Here is a 20,580-nt window from a genome sequence, read left to right as displayed (position 1 = left end):
TTATTAATTTACCGCCAGTAAAAATCCTTTCGTGATTTTTTGATGTAAAAAAGGTATGATTAACGACTTTTATAAGCGGTCTATTTTTACTAATTTTTTGCAAATATTCGTGCGGTTTCGCAAACATTCACAAAAATGTGTTTTCTTACTGATAATAATTAGTCAAAGCATACCGTTTACCCTATTTCTAGTTAAACCGTATTAACGGTTAACATTACCTCAATGAGAGTGTTATCGTGATTTTAAGTCGATATTTAACGAAAGAGATCTTCAAAAGCCAATTGGCGATCTTATTTATTTTGTTATTAATGTTTTTTAGTCAGCGACTGATTACCGTGCTAAATTCTGCCGTCAGCGGAAAAGTACCGACCGACTTAGTACTGAGTTTATTAGGACTAGGTATGCCTGCTTTAGCTCAATTTATGTTACCACTTTCTCTGTTTGTCGCACTACTACTGACCCTTGGACGCTTTTATGCTGAGAGTGAAATTACCGTGATGCGAGCGTGCGGTATCGGTCAAGGGTTATTAACAAAAGTTGCACTATTCCTATCAATTTTTACTACCGCATTAGCCGTTTATAACGTGTTTTGGCTTACTCCTTGGGCGATTAATAAACAAAGCGAAATGTTAGCAGAGGCGAAGTCCAATCCTCGTTTTTCCGCTTTATCCGCCGGACAATTTATGAGTGCCGGTGGCTATGTGCTATTTATCGAAAATATTAATAACGAGCAAAATAAATTAAACGATATTTATGTATTCCAACCGGATCAACAAAAGAAAAATCGCCCTTCCGTAGTAGTTGCGGAATCCGGTCAATTACAAGGTTTACCAAACGGCGATCAAATTCTTACTCTTGAAAATAGTACCCGTTATGAAGGGACAGCGGACGTTGTTGATTTTAGAGTATCTCACTTTGAAAATTACCAAGCCTATCTTGGTTATCAAGATGTGGATTCAAATGAAAAGTTAGTGCAACGCGCGGATTTTCATAAGTTAATAACTGATAAATCCAATGAAGCAAAAGCCGAATTACAATGGCGTTTCGCACTCATTTTTGCTGTGCCATTAATGGCTCTCTTAGCCGTACCGATGAGTAGCGTAAATCCTCGTCAGGGTCGTTTTGCCAAAGTGATTCCGGCGGTATTGTTGTATCTGATTTATTTCTTATTACAAAGCTCACTTAAATCTTCTGGTGCTTCCGGTAAGTTAGATGCGACGTTATTAATGCCGTTAGTTTCTATTGCGTTTTTAGTATTGGCATTAGTGATGAATTTTTGGGATACAAAATGGATGTCTGCTATTCGTTATTCTTTCGGTCGTCATAAGGCGGTGGCGTAAATGAATTTATTTGGTATGAATATTCTTGAACGTTATATCGGCAAAACTATTATTGTGATGATGTTTGCTGTGTTGTTAATGTCGAGTGGTTTAGTATTTATCATTAAGTTAGTCGAAGAATTTAAAGATGTCGGTAAAGGTTCCTATGATGCTTTAACTGCCACTTACTATTCACTTTTAATGTTACCGAGCGATATTAAAGAGTTTATTCCAGTTGTCGTCCTAATCGGTGGCTTATTAGGCTTAGGCAATCTTGCCAGCCGTAGTGAATTGGTGGTAATGCAATCTTCCGGTTTTTCTCGCTTTCGTATCGGATTAGCCGTAATGAAAACCGCAATTCCGCTTATTATCCTAACGATGTTTGTTAGCGAATGGGGGATTCCACAAACCGAACAATATGCTCGTAATATGCGTTCCATTGCACAAAGTGGTGGCTCAATGCTGGCAACAAAAGGTGGTTTTTGGGCGAAAGACGGTAATGATTTTATTTATATTCGTCATATTGAAAACGAACGTAAACTGAATAATATTTCGATTTATCACTTTGAAAACAAAATATTAAAATCTATTACTCAGGCGAATGATGCGACTTTTGATAATGGAAATTGGGCATTACAACAAGTACGGACCTCAACATTAGCAGAAAATAGTGTTCAGCAGTCGCGACAAGATAGAAAAGAATGGCAAACAACGATCACGCCAAGTAAATTAGGCATTGTATCGCTCAAGCCAGAATCACTGTCTATTTCGGGTTTATCCGATTATGTCGGCTTCTTGAAAGAAACCGGACAAGATTCCAAACGCTTCCAAATTGCATTTTGGCGTAAAGTATATCAGCCTATTTCAATGGCAGTAATGATGTTACTTGCAATCTCGTTTGTCTTTGGACCGCTCCGTAGTAGTGCAATGGGAACCAAATTATTTATCGGTATCATTGCAGGCTTTGTGTTCTATGTATCCAACATCGTGTTTGGCAATATGACGCTCGTCTTTTCATGGATACCGGTTGCTATCGGTGCGTTAATACCGAGTTTAATCTGTTTAAGCATCGTTTGGTGGTTACTGACCAAAAAACGTGATTAATCCATAATACAAGCGGTTAAATTTCTGCAAAATTTTGCAAAAAATTAACCGCTTTACCACGTGCGAGCCGTACGTGGTTATGAGGCTCTTCGAGCCAGTTGAGCCACTCTGTGGCTCTCTCTACATATATCTTTCAGTTTCAAAACTGAGTTGTGTAACCTGACATAGGTTAAGTTTCTATTTCTATCTCAATCGTAATATCGTAATGACTCAACAACGTTTCGTTCATCTTAAAGTCCATAGTGATTTCTCTATGATTAACGGTTTGGCTAAAGTAAAACCGTTAGTCAAAACGGCGGTTGCCAACAATATGGTGGCAATGGCATTAACCGATTTCAGCAACTTTTGCGGATTGGTAAAATTTTATGGCGAAGCGTTAGGTTCCGGATTAAAACCAATTATCGGTGCGGATATTTTCGTGCGTCCCGAACCGGACAGCGAAGACTTCTTTGAATTAACTTTGTTGGCAAAAAACAACACCGGTTATCACAATATTACCCTTTTACTTTCAAAAGCTTATCAACAAGGTTATGTCGAATTTCCGCTAGTTGAAAAGGCGTGGCTTGCCGAGTTAAATGAGGGCATCATCGTGCTTTCCGGCGGACGCAACGGCGATGTTGGCAAAGCATTACTCAAAGAAAATGAAGCGGAAGCGGACGAATTAATTAGCTTTTACCAGCAATATTTTCCGAATCATTACTATCTTTCTCTTTGTCGTACCAGTCGTACGGATGAAGAACGCTATATTCAACAAGCGGTGCCTTTTTCACAAAAACACCAATTACCGTTAGTTGCGGTAAATGACGTGGTGTTCTTGAAAGAAGACGATTTTGATGCGCACGAAATTCGTGTGGCAATCCACGACAGCTACACCTTGGATGATCCGAAACGTCCGAAAAAATATTCACCGCAACAATATTTCCGTAGCGAACAAGAAATGTGTGCCTTGTTTGCCGATTTACCGCAAGCGGTCGAAAATACGATACAAATTGCAATGCGATGCAATGTAACCGTACGTTTAGGCGAATATTTCTTACCGAATTTTCCAACCGGCGATCTTTCCACCGAAGATTTTTTAGTGAAAAAATCACGTGAAGGTTTGGAAGAACGTTTGGCATTTCTGTTCCCGGATCCGGAAGAACGTAAAAACAAGCGATCTGTTTATGATGAACGTTTGCAAGTCGAGCTGGATGTTATTAACCAAATGGGCTTCCCCGGCTACTTCCTGATCGTAATGGAATTTATTCAGTGGTCGAAAGATAACGATATTCCAGTTGGTCCGGGACGTGGTTCCGGTGCAGGTTCTTTAGTAGCGTATGCGTTAAAAATTACCGATTTAGACCCGCTTGCCTTCGACTTGCTCTTTGAGCGTTTCTTAAATCCGGAACGTGTTTCAATGCCTGATTTCGATGTCGATTTCTGTATGGATGGGCGAGATCGTGTGATTGAACATGTTGCCGATACTTACGGTCGTCAAGCGGTTTCGCAGATCATTACCTTCGGTACGATGGCGGCAAAAGCGGTAATCCGAGATGTAGGCCGTGTGCTTGGTCATCCATATAATTTTGTCGATCGTATTTCTAAGCTGATTCCGCCCGATCCGGGTATGACATTAGCAAAAGCGTTTGATGCCGAGCCGAAATTGCCGGAACTTTACGAAGCCGATGAAGAAGTGAAAGACTTGATTGATATGGCACGTAAATTGGAAGGCGTAACCCGAAATGCCGGTAAACACGCCGGTGGTGTGGTAATCGCCCCAACCGCTATTACCGATTTCTCACCGCTTTATTGCGATTCGGAAGGGTTGCATCCGGTGACTCACTTCGATAAAAACGATGTGGAATATGCCGGTTTAGTAAAATTTGACTTCTTAGGCTTACGGACACTCACTATTATTAAATGGGCGTTGGAGATGATTAACCAGCGTTTAGCTCGAGAAGGCAAAGAGCCGGTACGTATCGAAAGTATTCCGTTGGATGATAAGAAATCGTTTGATCTGTTACTCGCTTCGAAAACAACGGCGGTATTCCAGCTAGAGTCACGAGGAATGAAAGATCTGATTTCACGTCTGAAGCCCGACTGTTTTGAAGATATTATCGCGTTAGTGGCATTATTCCGTCCCGGCCCGCTTGAATCAGGCATGGTACAAAACTTTATAGACCGTAAACATGGTCATGAAGAAGTTTCTTACCCTGATGCACAATATCAGCACGAATCGCTTAAACCGATTTTGGAACCGACCTATGGCGTTATTGTTTACCAAGAGCAGGTAATGCAAATCGCACAGGTGCTTGCCGGCTATACCTTAGGTGGTGCGGACTTATTACGCCGTGCAATGGGTAAGAAAAAACCGGAGGAAATGGCGACACAGCGTGAAATCTTCGAAAAAGGGGCGATCAAACAAGGTGTTGATGGCGATCTTGCGATGAAAATCTTTGACTTGGTGGAAAAATTCGCCGGTTATGGTTTTAACAAATCGCACTCTGCCGCTTATGCGTTGGTTTCTTACCAAACATTATGGCTGAAAGCACACTACCCAGCTGAATTTATGGCGGCGGTAATGACTTCGGAGATGGATAATACCGACAAAATCGTTGGTTTCTATGATGAATGTATCAATATGGGCTTAACCGTTGTTCCGCCTGATGTAAACAGTGGTAAACACCGTTTTTCGGTTAATGAAAAAGGCGAGATCGTGTACGGTTTAGGCGCAATTAAAGGTGTGGGTGAAGGCCCGGTTGAAGCGATTTTAGAAGCACGTGAAAAAGATGGTATCTTTAAAGATTTATTTGATTTGACCGCTCGAGTCGATCTGAAAAAAATCAATCGCCGTACCTTTGAAGGCTTAATTATGTCGGGCGCTTTCGATAAATTAGGCCCGCATCGTCTTGCATTGATGAAAAATTTAGAAGATGCACTAAAAGCTTCTGACCAACATAGCAAAATGGAAGCACTCGGACAAAGTGATATGTTCGGTGTGCTAACTGAAACGCCGGAAGAAGTGCAAAATGCCTATGCGAATACGCCGAAATGGTCGGAACAAACCATTTTAGAAGGCGAACGTACCACACTCGGTTTATATTTAAGCGGTCACCCAATCGGACGATTCTTAAAAGAGTTATCACACTATGCACCAGTACGTCTAAATGAACTACAACCAACACGCCGTGGGCAAGTGGTCACCGTTGCCGGTATTATTATGGGGTCACGTATCGCCGTAACTAAACGAGGTAGCCGTCTTGGCATTGCTACCATTGAAGATCGTTCTGGTAAATTAGATATGACACTATTCTCGGAAGCACTCGAAACTTACGGTCATCTTTTAGAGAAAGATCGTATTGTGATCGCTACCGGTTCGGTACAGTTCGATGATTTTAGCGGTGGGTTAAAAATGTCGGTGCGAGAAATAGCTACTTTAGACGAAGCTCGCGTACCGCTATGCGAAAAGCCTTGCTTTAGCGATTAGTCAAGAACAGCTCACACCGCAATTTGTAAAAGAATTACGAGAAATCATCGAACCGAATAAAGAAGGGACGTTACCGTTACATTTCTACTACCAGAGTCCTGAAGGCAGAGCCTTATTGCGAAGCGGTGTAGAATGGCGAATTACCCCGAAAGATGAAATGCTCGACCAGCTCAAAACTCTACTCGGTGAAAATGCCGTAGAACTGGAGTTCGAATAACAAAACAAGCGGTTAAATTTGCAAAAAAATCTGCAAATTCAACCGCTTATTATTTAATGAATTAAAGCTGTACCGCTAATTTCGCATAGGCTCGTTCAGCCTTGGCTAAGGCTTTTTCGGTATTTTCATCGCGAGCTAAGATGACGCCTAAACGGCGGTGACCATTTACTTCGCCTTTGCCGAATAAACGAATATTGGTACCGATTTCTTCCAACACTTTATCAAGATTGCCGAAAGTCACGTTATTCGACTTACCTTCCACTACAATCGCTTTGGAAGTCGCCGGGCTAATTTGATAAATTTCCGGAATCGGTAAGCCTAAAATCGCACGAGCGTGTAAGGCAAACTGAGAAAGCTCTTGCGAAGCCATGGTGACCATTCCCGTATCGTGTGGACGAGGCGAAACTTCATTAAAGATAATTTCATCGCCACACACAAACAATTCCACACCGAAAATACCACGACCGCCTAATGCTGTTGTAATGCGCTCTGCGGTTTCTTGCGCACGTTTTAATGCAAGTTCAGACATCGCTTGCGCACGCCAAGATTCACGATAATCGCCATCTTCTTGGCGATGCCCGATTGGTGCTAAGAAAGATGTACCATTTACATGACGCACGGTTAATTGCGTGATTTCATAATCAAATTTGATAAAACCTTCCACAATCACTCGTCCGCCACCAGCACGTCCACCTTCTTGTGAATAATCCCATGCCTGCTGAATCTGATCTTCGGATTTAATCACTGATTGTCCGTGACCGGACGATGACATAATCGGTTTAACCACACACGGAATACCAATCTCGGCAATCGCTTGTTTAAAATCTTTCAAATTATCTACAAAGCGATAAGGCGAGGTTTTTAAACCAAGTTCTTCTGTCGCTAAACGGCGAATACCTTCACGGTTCATCGTTAACTGCGTTGCTTTTGCTGTTGGTACAACGTTGTAACCTTCTTGCTCTAACTCAACGAGTGTCGCCGTTGCAATCGCTTCAACTTCTGGCACAATAAAATCTGGCTTTTCTTGTTCCACCAATGCACGTAACGCCTTACCATCCAACATTGAAATTGTATAAGCTCGATGAGCTACCTGTTGTGCCGGCGCATTTTCATAGCGATCCACTGCAATCACTTCTACGCCTAGGCGTTGTAGTTCAATTACAACTTCTTTACCTAACTCACCTGAGCCAAGCATCATTACTTTTGTCGCATTCGGTCTTAATGGCGTACCAATTACGGTCATTTTTTCTTCCTCTAAAAGTTAAAGCAAACGTTTGCGTGAATTATATAATAAAGCGGTAAGATTTTGTGAAAATTTTGTAAAATCTTACCGCTTATATATCTAAGCCCGGAAAATCTATTCCGTTTTTTCCGTTTCTACCGCTTTTATTTCTGCGGTGTCAATGTCTTCGACTTTTTCCATTGCACCTTGAATAGTGAGCTGAATTTCAACGGAGATTAATGCCCTTAAAATATCTTCCGCTTCTTTAGCCTTCTCAAGAATACAGTTTCCATCTGCATCAAAATAACCTTGTTCTTTCAAACAACTACTAAACGTTGAAAATAGTGCTTTATCGAAAAATTCCGGTGCATTGATACCATGTAAAATAGATAATCGTTGTGCAATCAGACGACTTTCTTTCTCTAATTCAATACGGCTGATTTCCGGACGCTCCAATAAAATACTCAAACTGATGTAATAACGTTGCAAAATCTCACGTATGCCGGCCGCATGTAGCTGTAATGTTCTAACACGCGAACGATTGATTTGTAACACGTCACTTTCATATTTCACAATACGCTGTGTAGCAAATTCATTAAGAATCGCTTCAACTTGTCCACGAATTTCACTGTCCTCAAAATGTAGGAATAATTCCGCTTTTAAGAACGGATAAATGCGATTTACTGTTTTGATAATCAGATCTTTAGAAACTGATTCGTGATGTAAAATAATGCTTGCCACCAATGACGGTAATACAAATAAATGTTGAATATTATTACGATAATAAGTCATCAGCACCGCAGATTCTCGATCTAAACGAATGATTTCTCCGAAGCTATCTTTCTCACTAATTACACCTGAACGAGGTAACGTAAGCACATGCTCAAGCATATCATCTGCACTTTCACTTGGAACAATCACATCTGATGAATAACTCACATTTTTAAATAATTGCAAATAGCTATTAACCTGCTCAATTAATTGTTCGCGAGTTAACGCTCTTTGGCGAGAAGCAAGTAGTATCGAACCAATCAGATTTTTCGCATTAATTGCGCGGCTTTATTAATATTAATCATAACTTGATGAGCTACCGCATCAACCGCTTCATTTAACCATTTCGGACGACTATCTTCCGTATGCGTATCTTTCCATTCCGGAAAGTGTTGATTTAAATAGTTATTTACTTGAATCGGCTCTGCAAAATTCACATAACATTGCCCTAAGTTTTTCAATTTTTTAATCACACGCAATACTAAACCGGCATTTTCTTTTTCTTTTTCCGCACCACGGAGTTCTTTTGCATAAGTATCAACTTCCAAGACGTGTTCGTAACCAATATAAACCGGCACAATACTAATTGGGCGAGTTAATCCTCGTTGCAATGCTTGTAAAGTCATTGACATCATCCCGGTTTTCGGCTCAAGCAAACGACCAGTACGAGAACGACCGCCTTCAATAAAATATTCAACCGAATATCCTCGGTAAAAAAGCTCCGCTAAATATTCACGGAAAATCGTTGAATATAGGCGGTTTCCTTTGAATGTACGGCGAATAAAAAACGCTCCCCAACTCCGGAAAATCGGGCCTGCCGGAAAGAAATTCAAATTGATCCCAGCCGCAATATGTGGCGGCACTAAACCTTGGTGATATAGTAGATATGAGAGTAACAGGTAGTCCATATGGCTACGGTGGCACGGAACATAAACAATTTCGTGTCCTTCTAATGCCAATTTACGTACTCTATCGCCATTCTGAACGTTAATGCCTTGATAGAGCTTATTCCATAACCAACTTAGCACTCTATCTGCCACACGTAAACTTTCATGACTCACATCAGCAACAATTTCATTCACCATTTTTTCCGCTTCTTGACGAGCTTTTTCAAGCGAAATCTTTTTAGATTTAGCTTCTTCCTCTATTGCCATCTCAATAGCAGGCGATTGAATAATTTTATTAAACATTGCCTGACGATCAGGTAAACGAGGCCCCATTGCGGAATAGCGTTGTTTTGCAAAGTGCATTTTAGCAACACGAGCAAGTTTTTGAGCGATCCCCTCATCAGCACCGTGTTCTTCTACCATATAGCGTAATGATAGTGCTTGAGAAAAACGTACAAAGTTATCTCGTCCAAACCAAATCATCGAAATAATACGTTGGAAATTACTCATTAAACGTAAATGCGGTTCAGATTCTTTACCCGGAGATCTTCCCCAAAGCACCGATGCTGGCACTAATTGCACATCTAAATCTTGATGAGTACGATGTAAATCTAAATAACGATAAAAAATGGATTCCGTCTCACTTTTAGCACCTTTCGATTTAAAGAAACGTCGTCCTTCATCTAAAAAGACGTAGCGAGGCAATGATTGACCGCCTACTTCGTTATTTTGTAATGGATCAGGTAAGTTCAGAGCTAAACAGTTTTTTTGAAGAATTAATAAATCTGTTTGAGAAGTGTAGGGTAATACATAAAGAATCGGTTGCTCTAAATTTAAACCGAGTTCTTTGATAGGATCAGTTGGAATAGAACGAGATTTCACTAATAAAGAAAGTGGGATATTTAACACTTTACGATAAAGATTTAAGAGGCTAGACATTGTTATATCCTTAGAATTGTTATGGTTTACGCCACCTAAGTGTACTCAATTTATAGTTTAGCATAAATTTAAGGAATATTTATGAATTTATCTAGTTACAAATTTCAAATTACTGTATATAATAACAAAAAATCTGTATATAAAGACAGCGAGGAAAAAATGTCACGTAAACACTTAACTGCTCGTCAGCAAGAAATTTTTGATTTCGTCAAACATCATATCGAAACAACTGGAATGCCTCCTACACGAGTTGAAATTGCACGTGAAATTGGTTTCAAATCACCCAATGCCGCAGAAGAACATTTAAAAGCGCTAGCACGTAAAGGTTATATTGAAATGCTTTCTGGTACTTCTCGAGGCATTCGTATTTTAATTGACAATGAAGAAGAAGCGACAAATGATGATGGATTACCTTTAATTGGTAAAGTAGCAACTGGTACACCGATTATGGCGATTGAACATGTTGAAAGCCATTATCCAGTAAACGGTGCAATGTTTAATCCAAATGCCGACTATCTACTAAAAGTAAATGGCAACTCGATGGAAAAAATCGGTATCTTAGACGGTGATTTACTTGCTGTGCATAAAACAAATTTTGCTCGTAACGGTCAAGTTGTGGTTGCTCGTGTTGATGATGAAGTTACGGTAAAACGTTTAGAGAAAAAAGGTGATCTCATCTATCTTCATCCTGAAAATGATGAATTAGAACCCATTATTGTTGATCCTCGCATTGAATATATCGAAATTGAAGGCATTGCCGTGGGCGTAATTCGTAATAATGCATGGATGTAAATCTCAATTATATTAGGAGAATAAAGTTACATTATTCTCCTAAATCTCTTTTATCGCCTTATGCAATTGTCTACCTTCTCACATTCCGAATCCGAATTGCTCGAAAAAGCGAACTGGCTTGCCGGTTTTACGCTTGGTGAAATCGCAAAACAATTAAATGTTAATGTTCCATCTGATCTTCGTAGAGATAAAGGTTGGGTCGGACAATTAATCGAAACAGCTTTAGGTGCAAAAGCCGGCAGTAAACCAGAGCAAGATTTTGCCCACTTAGGAATCGAACTAAAAACGATTCCCATCAATCATAAAGGTTTTCCACTTGAAACCACTTTCGTCAGTTTAGCACCGCTGACGCAAAATACTGGCATTACTTGGCAAACTTCACACGTTCGTCATAAATTACAAAAAGTGTTATGGATCCCAGTACAGGGAGAAAGACAAATCCCAGTTGCAGAACGTCATATTGGGCAACCAATTTTATGGATACCTTCATTTGAGCAAGAACAACAGCTTAAAAACGATTGGGAAGAATTAATGGAATACATTATTTTCGGGCGCTTAAATGAGATTAATGCCACACTTGGCGAAGTAATGCAATTACGCCCGAAAGGAAGAAATAGCCGTTCATTGACTACCGCAATAAATCAGCATGGAGAACGTGTTCAATCTTTACCGCTAGGTTTCTATTTACGTAAACAATTTACTGCTGAAATTTTACAGAATTTTTTACGTTCGCCCCTTTAATTTTGGGACAAGTATCGCTATGATTAGCACCTTTTAAATATAGGCAAGAGCCTATAATTTTTCTCTCGTTTTGAAGGACATCTTATGTTTGATTGGATTGCTAGCCCCGAAGCGTGGGTTGCCCTCTTAACCCTTACCGGGCTTGAAATCGTATTAGGTATCGATAACATTATTGTTATCAGTATTTTAGTTTCACGTTTACCTATTCATCAACGCCAATCAGCTCGTATTATTGGTTTAGCATTAGCAATGGGAACACGTATCCTGTTATTACTTTCGCTTGCTTGGATGATGAAATTAGTTGATCCGCTTTTCTCCATTGCAGGAATGCCAATTTCTGGTCGTGATTTAATTTTGTTACTCGGCGGTATCTTTCTTATTGTGAAAAGTGCAATGGAATTAAAAGAATCTATCGCGACTGAATCACATGAAGAAAAAGAGGATTCAGTCAAAAAAGCCAGCTTTTTGATGATCTTAGTACAAATTGCGATTTTTGATGTGGTCTTCTCGCTAGACTCAGTAATTACTGCCGTTGCAATGGCTGATGATATTCCAGTAATGGTTATTGCCATTATTATTGCAGTTGGCGTTATGATGCTAGCGGCTAAAGCAATTGGTGACTTTGTGGATAATAATCCGACGATCAAAAATCTCGCATTAGCATTCTTAATTTTAATCGGTGTGGTATTAGTTGGCGAAGGCTTTAATATCCATATTCCAAAATCAGCGGTTTATACTGCGATGGGCTTCTCGGTTGTCGTTGAATTGCTCAATATAAAAATGCGTAAAAACCAAGCGAAACATCAAAAATAGTTTACACGCCCTCATTTGAGGGCGTTTTATTAGGATCACATATGTTACTTGTTGATATTAAAGATAAGGAATTAAACCAAGAAGAAGTGGAAATCCTTGAACATCCGCTTATCTCCGGTTTAATTTTATTTAGCCGTAATTTTCACGATAAAGCTCAGTTAGAAGCCTTAGTAAAATCGATTCGCCAACGGGTAAAAAAACCGTTATTGATTACTGTTGATCAAGAAGGTGGCCGAGTGCAACGTTTCCGTGAAGGCTTTACTAAATTGCCGGCAATGCAAGCGTTTCATACACTTGCAAAAAATCCGCAAGAATCGACCGCTTTAGCTCAGCAGACCGGTTGGTTAATGGTCGCTGAAATGTTCGCCTTAGATATTGATTTAAGTTTTGCTCCAGTTTTGGATTTAGGTCATCAATGTAAAGCCATTGGCGATCGTTCATTCGGCGAAAATCCGGATATGATTTTGCCGATCGCCGAAGCCTTTATTGATGGTATGAGAGAAATGGGGATGGCGACAACCGGTAAACACTTCCCCGGTCACGGACACGTCTTAGCTGATTCGCATCTGGAAACACCGTTTGATGATCGTCCAAAAGAGTCTATTTTCAAGCACGATATTTTGCCGTTTAAGCGACTTATTGCCAAAGGTAAACTGTCTGCAATTATGCCGGCTCACGTAATTTATACGCAATGTGACAGTCAACCGGCAAGTGGTTCTGAATATTGGTTAAAGCAAGTATTACGTAGTCAGCTGAATTTTAATGGTGTGATTTTTTCCGATGATTTAGGCATGAAAGGTGCCGGTTTTATGGGTAATTTTGTCGAAAGATCGGAGAAAGCAATTCACGCAGGTTGTGATTTATTACTACTTTGTAATGAGCCGGAAGGTGTGATTCAAGTATTAGACGGCTTAAAATATCAACCGACTAAAGCCCAAACTGAACGCCATATTTCCTTAATGAAGCATAAAACGGTAAGTTGGCGAGAACTTGAATCTAGCCCTCGTTATCAGCAAGCACAACAACGCTTAATCGCATTACAAAACGAATGGCTGGAATATAAAGCACAACACTGTTAGTCAGCATCAACTTAGGGCATAACATGATATGCCCTAACAAACCTATATCACTTTCCGTTATTCTTTGTACAAATGATACTAAACTGCCCCCATTTTCAACAGCAACATTGTGTTTCATGCCAATGGTTAGAAAAACCGTATTCTACGCGACTTATGGATAAAGAAGCCGATCTTAAGCGGTTAATTTCGCCCTTTATTTTGCAAAATTTCACTAACATCTTACCGCCTGTTCAATCTTCACAAAAACAGTTTCGTAATAAAGCGAAAATGGTAATTTCCGGTAGTGTCGAACGTCCGATTTTAGGCATTTTAAAAGATCAAACCGATCCACAAAGTGGCATTGATCTATGTAATTGTCCGCTCTATCCGACTGAATTTGAAGTGCTTTTTCCGATTCTTAAAGATTTTATCGCCCGAGCCGGACTCGTACCTTATAACATCTCAAAAAAGAAAGGCGAATTGAAGTATATTTTGATCACGCAAAGCCAATATAACCGATCCGTTATGTTACGTTTTGTATTAAGAAGTGAACAAAAAAGACCGCTTGTTGAACGTGAATTACCAAATTTATTAGCTAAGTCGCCGGAAGATTCTGTGGTTAGCTTAAATATCCAACCACAACATGCGGCAATTTTAGAAGGTGAGACCGAAATCTTTCTCACAGAAAAAACCACGCTCGAAGAAAATTTTAACCATATTCCGTTATTTATTCGTCCGCAGGGCTTTTTCCAAACCAATCCGAATGTCGCTAGTCAACTTTATGCAACTGCACAAAACTGGATAAAAGATTTACCGATCCAACAATTTTGGGATCTTTTCTGCGGTGTTGGAGGCTTTGGTTTACATTGTGCCAAAACGCTACAAGAGAAGAATGAAAATGTACACTTAACCGGTATTGAAATTTCTGCTTCAGCGATCGCCAGTGCAATGAAATCAGCTGAGCAATTACAACTTAAAAATGTGATATTCGCTTCGCTTGACTCAGCACAATTTGCACTAAATGAGAAAGGTGTAACACCGGATCTAGTGATTGTTAATCCACCTCGCCGTGGTATCGGCAAATCGCTTGCAGAATTTTTAAATCAATTAGGTTCGCCCTATCTCATTTATTCCAGCTGTAATGCCCAAACTATGGTTAAAGATTTTGAAGTATTAAGCAATTATTCACTCCAAAAGGTGCAATTATTCGATATGTTTCCACATACATCACATTATGAAGTGCTAACATTTTTAGTGAAAAAATAATTATTTCCCTACCTTAATTTCGGTAGACGTTTATCTTTTTTACAAAATCTAGGTATAATTGAATGACTTTAGTTTCATTTATCCGTATTCGATCAAAGAACTATGAGATTTTGTGAGCTAACTCACTTTTTTACAAGACAAATGCGTAAAATGTCTTTACTATATCACTATTCTTTTTTTCATTAACTCTCAATTAGAGGATATTAACAATGGCTAAAATCGTTAAAGTAATTGGTCGTGAAATCATCGACTCACGTGGTAACCCAACAGTTGAAGCGGAAGTTCACTTAGAAGGTGGCTTCGTTGGTTTAGCGTACGCTCCATCTGGTGCGTCAACAGGTTCTCGTGAAGCATTAGAATTACGTGACGGTGACAAATCACGTTTCTTAGGTAAAGGTGTATTAAAAGCTGTTTCTGCAGTAAACAACGAAATTGCACAAGCTATCTTAGGTAAAGACGGTTCTGCTCAAGCTGAAATCGACCAAATCATGATCGATTTAGACGGTACAGATAACAAATCTAAATTCGGTGCAAACGCAATCTTAGCGGTTTCTTTAGCAACAGCTAAAGCAGCGAAGCATCTAAAGGTTTACCATTATATGCTTACATCGCTGAATTAAACGGTACTCCGGGCGTATACTCAATGCCATTACCAATGATGAACATCATCAACGGTGGTGAACACGCTGATAACAACGTTGATATCCAAGAATTTATGATTCAACCGGTTGGTGCATCAACATTAAAAGAAGCACTTCGTATCGGTGCTGAAGTATTCCATAACTTAGCGAAAGTATTAAAAGCTAAAGGTTTAAATACTGCAGTAGGTGATGAAGGTGGTTTCGCACCAAACTTAGCATCAAATGCAGATGCATTAGCATGTATCAAAGAAGCAGTTGAAAAAGCAGGTTATGTTTTAGGTAAAGACGTAACTTTAGCAATGGACTGTGCATCTTCTGAGTTCTATAACAAAGAAAACGGTTTATACGAAATGAAAGGTGAAGGTAAATCTTTCACTTCTCAAGAATTTACTCACTACTTAGAAGGTTTATGTAACGAATACCCAATCAAATCAATTGAAGACGGTCAAGACGAATCTGACTGGGAAGGTTTTGCATACCAAACTAAAGTTTTAGGTGGTAAAATCCAATTAGTTGGTGACGACCTATTCGTAACTAACACCAAAATCTTAAAAGAAGGTATCGAAAAAGGTATCGCAAACTCAATCTTAATCAAATTTAACCAAATTGGTTCTTTAACTGAAACTTTAGCGACAATCAAAATGGCTAAAGATGCTGGTTACACAGCAGTTATCTCACACCGTTCTGGTGAAACTGAAGATGCAACTATCGCTGATTTAGCGGTTGGTACAGCCGCAGGTCAAATCAAAACAGGTTCTATGAGCCGTTCAGACCGTGTTGCTAAATACAACCAATTAATCCGTATCGAAGAAGCATTAGCGGCAGCAGGTACACCTGCACCATTTAACGGTTTAAAAGAAGTTAAAGGTCAAGCATAATCTTATTTGATTAGTAATAAATGCCACAGAAATTTCTGTGGCATTTTTGTATTCAATCATCTAAAAACTAAAATAAGAAATTCAATTAAAAGGGAAAAACAATGTTATATTCTGTTTTAACTGACCAATTACTTATTGGTCAGGGCTACCGTAACGGAGCCCATTCTACACAACACGAACATCTCGTCGTAATGTTTGAGGATGATGGCGAAACCGGCTATTTTTATGCGATGGATTTACACCAGACAGAAAATCCTGTGGTAGACAGCTTATTTGTCTATAGCAAATCGGATATTGATGAGAAAACCTTAACGGAACCTCGCCGCTTAGAAATCTGCTGGTCGGAAAACGGCTATCAAGCGTTTTTATTACTAAACGGCTATCCGCACGCGGCTTTTGATTTTAGCCAGTTTGTCGGCTATAACCATACAAAATTCCCTCAACCGGAATTAGGCAGTATGTGGGTTCACAAAGAAACTAATGCTGAATTAGTTGAAAAGTGGCTGGGCTAATAAGTTAAGCAAGCGGTTAAATTTTGCAAAAAATCAGTAAATTTAACCGCTTTCCGATTTATTGACGATTGTTGCAATGTTCTCGAATCAAACTTAAAAATGCACCGCCGAAACGCTCCAGTTTCCGTTCTCCGACACCATTAATATCCAACATTTCCACCTCACTAAGCGGTAAAAATTCTGCCATTTCTTGCAAAGTTGCATCATTGAACACCACATAAGGCGGGATATTTTCTTTATCGGCGATTTGCTTACGTAAGAAACGTAAGCGAGCAAATAAGTCTTTATCATAACGAACAGAAGCCTGTTTCTGCACGTAAGCCGTAGCCGAGAATGTCAGACGAGGCATCGCTAATTCGAGCTTTTTTTCCGAGCGTAACACCGGACGAGCTTCTTCCGTAAGTTGTAACGCCGAATGATTCACGATATTTTGACGAATTAACCCCAAATGAATTAATTGACGAATAATACTCAGCCAGTAATCTTGGCTTTGTTCTTTGCCAATACCGTACACCGAAAGCTGATCATGATTAAATTGGCGAATTTTTTGATTATTTAAACCTCGTAATACACCAATCACATGATGTGCACCAAAAGTTTGCCCAGTACGATAAATAACTGACATCACTTTTTGTGCATCTAATGTGCCGTCATATTTACGAGGCGGATCTAAACAAATATCGCAATTTTTACAAGGTTCTTGGCGTGATTCACCAAAATAATTCAGCAATACTAAGCGGCGACAGGTTTGCGATTCTGCAAACGCACCAATCGCTTGTAATTTATGTTGTTTTATATCTCGTTGTTCACTTTCCGGTTCTTCCAATAACACTTTTTGCGACCACGCGTAATCAGCCGGATCATAAAATAACACCGCTTCTGACGGCAAGTCATCACGCCCGGCTCTTCCAGTTTCTTGGTAGTAAGACTCAATACTGCGGGGTAAATCAAAATGCACCACAAAACGGACATTTGATTTATTAATTCCCATACCAAAAGCAATGGTCGCCACCACAACTTGAATATTATCTCGCTGAAACGCATTTTGAACCGTTTCACGCTGCTGAACCGACATTCCGGCGTGATAGCCCATTACTGAAATCTTACGCGCCGCCAGTTTTTCAGTAATTTCTTCAACTTTTTTACGGCTGTTGCAATAAACAATACCGCTCTTGCCCTGTTGCTTACTGATAAATTTAGCTAGCTGTTCCATCGGCTTAAATTTTTCTTGCACTGTATAGCGAATATTCGGGCGATCAAAACTGCCCAGATAAGTATGCGGATCGGTTAAGCGTAGGTGTTGTAGAATATCGTGACGGGTCGTTGGATCTGCGGTTGCCGTCAATGCCATCAGCGGTACATTCGGAAAGGTATCACGCAAATTGCCGAGTAAGGTGTATTCCGGACGAAAATCATGTCCCCACTGCGAAACACAATGTGCTTCATCCACCGCAATCAGACTAATTTTGCATAGCGAAATAAAATGGAAAAAGCCTTGAGTCATCACTTTTTCCGGCGAAAGATAAAGCAATTTTAACTGACCGGAAAGAGCCTTCTGTTCGACTTGTTGCTGTTCTTCAAAAGTTTGGCTGGAATTTAAGAAACCGGCTTCGATACCATTGGTAAGCGACTGATCAACCTGATCTTTCATCAAAGAAATCAGTGGAGAAATAACCAAAGTGATGCCGTCTAAACAAAGTGCCGGCACTTGATAACAAAGTGACTTACCGCCACCGGTGGTCATAATCACAAGGCAATCTTTTCCTGCTAATACCGAATCAATCACTTCTTGCTGTCCATGACGAAAAGATTGATAACCGAAGACATTATTTAACACATCTTTGGCGGCAGGTTGAGATAATTGCATTGTGATTCCAATAAGATAAGCTAAAAAGAAATAGACAAGCGGTCAAATTTGCAAAAATTTTTACAAACACGACCGCTATTCATTTATTGATTAGAAACTAACTTGTTCGCCATGGCGAGCAAAGGCTTCTTCAAGGTGACTCCAAAAAGTACGCCCTTCTGCAGTAACCCATTCACCATCATGGAAAGCAAAATGGAAACCACCTAATTTGCTCGCAAGCCATAGCTCTAACATTGCTTCTTGTTTATTGATGATAATTTGCGATTCATCATCAAAGGTAAGAGTGCAAACTGCACCTTGAATTTCAGTATCGACACTTAAACCTTCGTCATCAATTTTTTCTTCGATTTGTTGCCAGACTTGTTCAACTTTTTGGTGAAATTCTGCTACGTTCATTTTTTTCCTCATTTAATCTCAATATGTTACTAAATATTATTTACAAAATTACGTTTATATTTAATATGGCTTTGGATATTTTTCTCCGCATCTTTTTTATCCCAAACTTGTAGTTCCCAAGGATAATAAAAGTTACTGGCATTTTTAAAGTAAATATGAATGCCTAGATATTCTTCTTTATCTCTCAAATACCAATTTTTTAAGCCATATTTATCTTTCCACTCATCTAAACGTTCCATAATCTCTGCGATTTCTTCACTAGAAACGATTATTCTCGCACCAAATATGTCATTCATAATGCTATTAACTGGATACGTTTGATTTTATCTAAAATAGATTCTGAGGCTTTTACTCGATAAAAATAAGGAATATCGTATAAATCCGCACGGAATAAATAATCATTGATCGATTCGCGTAAATTTAAACGGTAAGATAAAATATGCTCTGTTGGCACTTTAGCAAGCGTATGTTTTAAGTTTACTTTGGCAACTTTACCCGTTTCAAAATAATCTTCCGAAAAAGCTAAATGCGACTTATTTATTTCAACAATTAAACGCTCAATTTTTTCTAACATAACCTTACCCGATTTTTGGTAATTCAGTCATTGGCCAGCGAGGTTTAACACTCACACTCAAATCGGTAGTTTCGCCGTTTTTTAAACGTAGAAAACCGGTGTAAGCAATCATTGCACCATTATCGGTACAGAATTGTGGGCGAGGATAGTATACCTCTCCTTTTAAATTTTTCATCATTTCAGCTAAATCGGCACGTAATTGTTTATTCGCACTCACACCGCCAGCCATCACAAGACGTGTATAACCGGTTTGCTGTAAAGCTCGTTTGCATTTGATGATAATCGTATCCACCACTGCTTGTTGGAAAGCATGAGCAATATCACAGCGAGTTTGTTCGTCCAACTGTCCGCTCTCATTTAAATGGGCATTAATCGTATTTGCGGCAAAGGTTTTTAGGCCTGAAAAGCTGAAATCAAGCCCCGGTCTGTCCGTCATTGGACGAGGGAAAACAAAACGATTCGGTGTACCTTTCTCAGCTAATTGCGATACAGCAACACCTGCTGGATAATCTAAACCAAGTAATTTACCGGTTTTATCAAAGGCTTCGCCTGCCGCATCATCAATTGATTCGCCGAGAATTTCATACTGTCCAACGCCATCTACTTTGACTAGCTGCGTATGTCCACCAGAAATTAATAACGCTACAAATGGGAATTCTGGCGGATTGTCTTCCAACATCGGCGCCATCAAATGACCTTCCATATGATGTACACCAAGCGCCGGCACGTTCCACGCATAAGCAAGCGAACGAGCAATCGTAGAGCCAACTAGCAATGCTCCAACTAAGCCCGGACCTGCCGTATAGGCAACACCGTCAATATCATCTGCGGTTAAATTCGCTTCTTTCAATGCTTCTTGAATCAGCGGTAATGTTTTACGTATATGATCTCGTGAAGCCAGCTCCGGCACGACACCGCCGTAATCTGCGTGCATTTCAATTTGGCTATAAAGTTGGTTTGCGATTAAACCTTTATGTTCATCATAAATTGCTACTCCCGTTTCGTCACAGGAAGTTTCAATACCTAAAATTCGCATATTTTCGTCTTACTTATGAAATGGGAAAGGGGCATTATTCAAAAATAACGCCCCTAAACTTGCTAAACTTTCAATAAAATC

At 39.6% G+C, this 20,580-nt stretch carries 14 protein-coding genes and 3 pseudogenes; 10 read left to right on the top strand and 7 right to left on the bottom strand.

What is annotated here, in order from left to right; genetic code table 11:
• Positions 1–236: 236 nt before the first annotated feature.
• The 3 genes and pseudogenes from lptF to dnaE all read left to right on the top strand — a co-directional run bounded on the left by lptF (position 237) and on the right by dnaE (position 6,106).
• Positions 237–1,340, top strand: a complete 1,104-nt coding sequence (gene lptF, locus NYR89_RS01600; RefSeq protein ID WP_279446064.1) for an LPS export ABC transporter permease LptF — start codon at positions 237–239, stop codon at positions 1,338–1,340.
• Complete coding sequence (lptG, locus tag NYR89_RS01595; RefSeq protein ID WP_279446063.1) at positions 1,341–2,423, top strand: LPS export ABC transporter permease LptG; 1,083 nt, start codon at positions 1,341–1,343, stop codon at positions 2,421–2,423.
• 205 nt (positions 2,424–2,628) lie between these two features.
• A pseudogene (gene dnaE, locus NYR89_RS01590) lies at positions 2,629–6,106 on the top strand (DNA polymerase III subunit alpha).
• Positions 6,107–6,167: 61 nt separating this feature from the next.
• Here the strand turns inward: dnaE and purT are convergent.
• Both purT and plsB read right to left on the bottom strand, forming a co-directional pair.
• Positions 6,168–7,349, bottom strand: a complete 1,182-nt coding sequence (gene purT / locus NYR89_RS01585; RefSeq protein WP_279446062.1) for a formate-dependent phosphoribosylglycinamide formyltransferase — start codon at positions 7,347–7,349, stop codon at positions 6,168–6,170.
• Between the two features lie 114 nt (positions 7,350–7,463).
• A pseudogene (gene plsB / locus NYR89_RS01580) lies at positions 7,464–9,925 on the bottom strand (glycerol-3-phosphate 1-O-acyltransferase PlsB).
• A 159-nt stretch (positions 9,926–10,084) separates the two neighbouring features.
• Between plsB and lexA the strand changes: the two are divergent.
• From lexA to NYR89_RS01545, 7 genes and pseudogenes are all read left to right on the top strand, one after another.
• On the top strand, positions 10,085–10,717 hold the full coding sequence (gene lexA / locus NYR89_RS01575) for a transcriptional repressor LexA (RefSeq protein ID WP_279446061.1): 633 nt from the start codon (positions 10,085–10,087) through the stop codon (positions 10,715–10,717).
• A gap of 60 nt (positions 10,718–10,777) precedes the next feature.
• On the top strand, positions 10,778–11,458 hold the full coding sequence (mutH, locus tag NYR89_RS01570) for a DNA mismatch repair endonuclease MutH (RefSeq protein WP_279446059.1): 681 nt from the start codon (positions 10,778–10,780) through the stop codon (positions 11,456–11,458).
• An 84-nt stretch (positions 11,459–11,542) separates the two neighbouring features.
• Positions 11,543–12,271 (top strand): TerC family protein, encoded by a 729-nt coding sequence (locus NYR89_RS01565; RefSeq protein WP_279446057.1) that lies wholly within the window; start codon positions 11,543–11,545, stop codon positions 12,269–12,271.
• Between the two features lie 41 nt (positions 12,272–12,312).
• Entirely contained in the window at positions 12,313–13,350 is a 1,038-nt protein-coding gene (gene nagZ / locus NYR89_RS01560) for a beta-N-acetylhexosaminidase (protein ID WP_279446056.1), read from the top strand.
• A 72-nt stretch (positions 13,351–13,422) separates the two neighbouring features.
• Entirely contained in the window at positions 13,423–14,595 is a 1,173-nt protein-coding gene (rlmC, locus tag NYR89_RS01555) for a 23S rRNA (uracil(747)-C(5))-methyltransferase RlmC (protein ID WP_279446055.1), read from the top strand.
• 209 nt (positions 14,596–14,804) lie between these two features.
• Positions 14,805–16,114 (top strand): annotated as a pseudogene (gene eno / locus NYR89_RS01550) (phosphopyruvate hydratase).
• Between the two features lie 101 nt (positions 16,115–16,215).
• Positions 16,216–16,626 carry a DUF2251 domain-containing protein gene (locus tag NYR89_RS01545; protein WP_279446054.1) on the top strand — a complete coding sequence of 137 codons (411 nt, stop codon included), beginning with the start codon at positions 16,216–16,218 and terminating at the stop codon, positions 16,624–16,626.
• A 58-nt stretch (positions 16,627–16,684) separates the two neighbouring features.
• Here the strand turns inward: NYR89_RS01545 and recQ are convergent, their stop codons facing one another.
• The 5 genes from recQ to tsaD form a co-directional block, all read right to left on the bottom strand.
• Entirely contained in the window at positions 16,685–18,493 is a 1,809-nt protein-coding gene (gene recQ / locus NYR89_RS01540; protein ID WP_279446053.1) for an ATP-dependent DNA helicase RecQ, read from the bottom strand.
• A 90-nt stretch (positions 18,494–18,583) separates the two neighbouring features.
• Positions 18,584–18,889, bottom strand: a complete 306-nt coding sequence (gene cyaY / locus NYR89_RS01535; RefSeq protein ID WP_279446052.1) for an iron donor protein CyaY — start codon at positions 18,887–18,889, stop codon at positions 18,584–18,586.
• A gap of 29 nt (positions 18,890–18,918) precedes the next feature.
• Positions 18,919–19,128, bottom strand: coding sequence for a hypothetical protein (locus NYR89_RS01530; RefSeq protein WP_341536361.1), 210 nt, complete (start codon positions 19,126–19,128; stop codon positions 18,919–18,921).
• Positions 19,129–19,181: 53 nt separating this feature from the next.
• Positions 19,182–19,463 carry a hypothetical protein gene (locus NYR89_RS01525; protein ID WP_279446049.1) on the bottom strand — a complete coding sequence of 94 codons (282 nt, stop codon included), beginning with the start codon at positions 19,461–19,463 and terminating at the stop codon, positions 19,182–19,184.
• 4 nt (positions 19,464–19,467) lie between these two features.
• Positions 19,468–20,499: a tRNA (adenosine(37)-N6)-threonylcarbamoyltransferase complex transferase subunit TsaD gene (tsaD, locus tag NYR89_RS01520; RefSeq protein WP_279446048.1), complete on the bottom strand. Its 1,032-nt coding sequence runs from the start codon at positions 20,497–20,499 to the stop codon at positions 19,468–19,470.
• Positions 20,500–20,580: the final 81 nt, after the last annotated feature.

Origin of the sequence: Actinobacillus arthritidis (genome assembly GCF_029774155.1) — a bacterium.
Classification (GTDB): Bacteria; Pseudomonadota; Gammaproteobacteria; order Enterobacterales; family Pasteurellaceae; genus Actinobacillus; species Actinobacillus arthritidis.
The sequence above is the reverse complement of the archived record's forward strand: the minus strand, read 5'-3'. Positions and strand labels throughout refer to the sequence as shown.

Bases quoted from the DNA above. Each gene is read 5' to 3' on its own strand.
- NYR89_RS01565 (WP_279446057.1), top strand. From the start codon at position 11,543: ATGTTTGATTGGATTGCTAGCCCCGAAGCGTGGGTTGCCCTCTTAACC.
- purT (WP_279446062.1), bottom strand. From the start codon at position 7,349: ATGACCGTAATTGGTACGCCATTAAGACCGAATGCGACAAAAGTAATG.
- tsaD (WP_279446048.1), bottom strand. From the start codon at position 20,499: ATGCGAATTTTAGGTATTGAAACTTCCTGTGACGAAACGGGAGTAGCA.
- NYR89_RS01525 (WP_279446049.1), bottom strand. From the start codon at position 19,463: ATGTTAGAAAAAATTGAGCGTTTAATTGTTGAAATAAATAAGTCGCAT.
- nagZ (WP_279446056.1), top strand. From the start codon at position 12,313: ATGTTACTTGTTGATATTAAAGATAAGGAATTAAACCAAGAAGAAGTG.
- rlmC (WP_279446055.1), top strand. From the start codon at position 13,423: ATGATACTAAACTGCCCCCATTTTCAACAGCAACATTGTGTTTCATGC.
- NYR89_RS01530 (WP_341536361.1), bottom strand. From the start codon at position 19,128: ATGGAACGTTTAGATGAGTGGAAAGATAAATATGGCTTAAAAAATTGG.
- cyaY (WP_279446052.1), bottom strand. From the start codon at position 18,889: ATGAACGTAGCAGAATTTCACCAAAAAGTTGAACAAGTCTGGCAACAA.
- mutH (WP_279446059.1), top strand. From the start codon at position 10,778: ATGCAATTGTCTACCTTCTCACATTCCGAATCCGAATTGCTCGAAAAA.
- NYR89_RS01545 (WP_279446054.1), top strand. From the start codon at position 16,216: ATGTTATATTCTGTTTTAACTGACCAATTACTTATTGGTCAGGGCTAC.
- lexA (WP_279446061.1), top strand. From the start codon at position 10,085: ATGTCACGTAAACACTTAACTGCTCGTCAGCAAGAAATTTTTGATTTC.
- lptG (WP_279446063.1), top strand. From the start codon at position 1,341: ATGAATTTATTTGGTATGAATATTCTTGAACGTTATATCGGCAAAACT.
- recQ (WP_279446053.1), bottom strand. From the start codon at position 18,493: ATGCAATTATCTCAACCTGCCGCCAAAGATGTGTTAAATAATGTCTTC.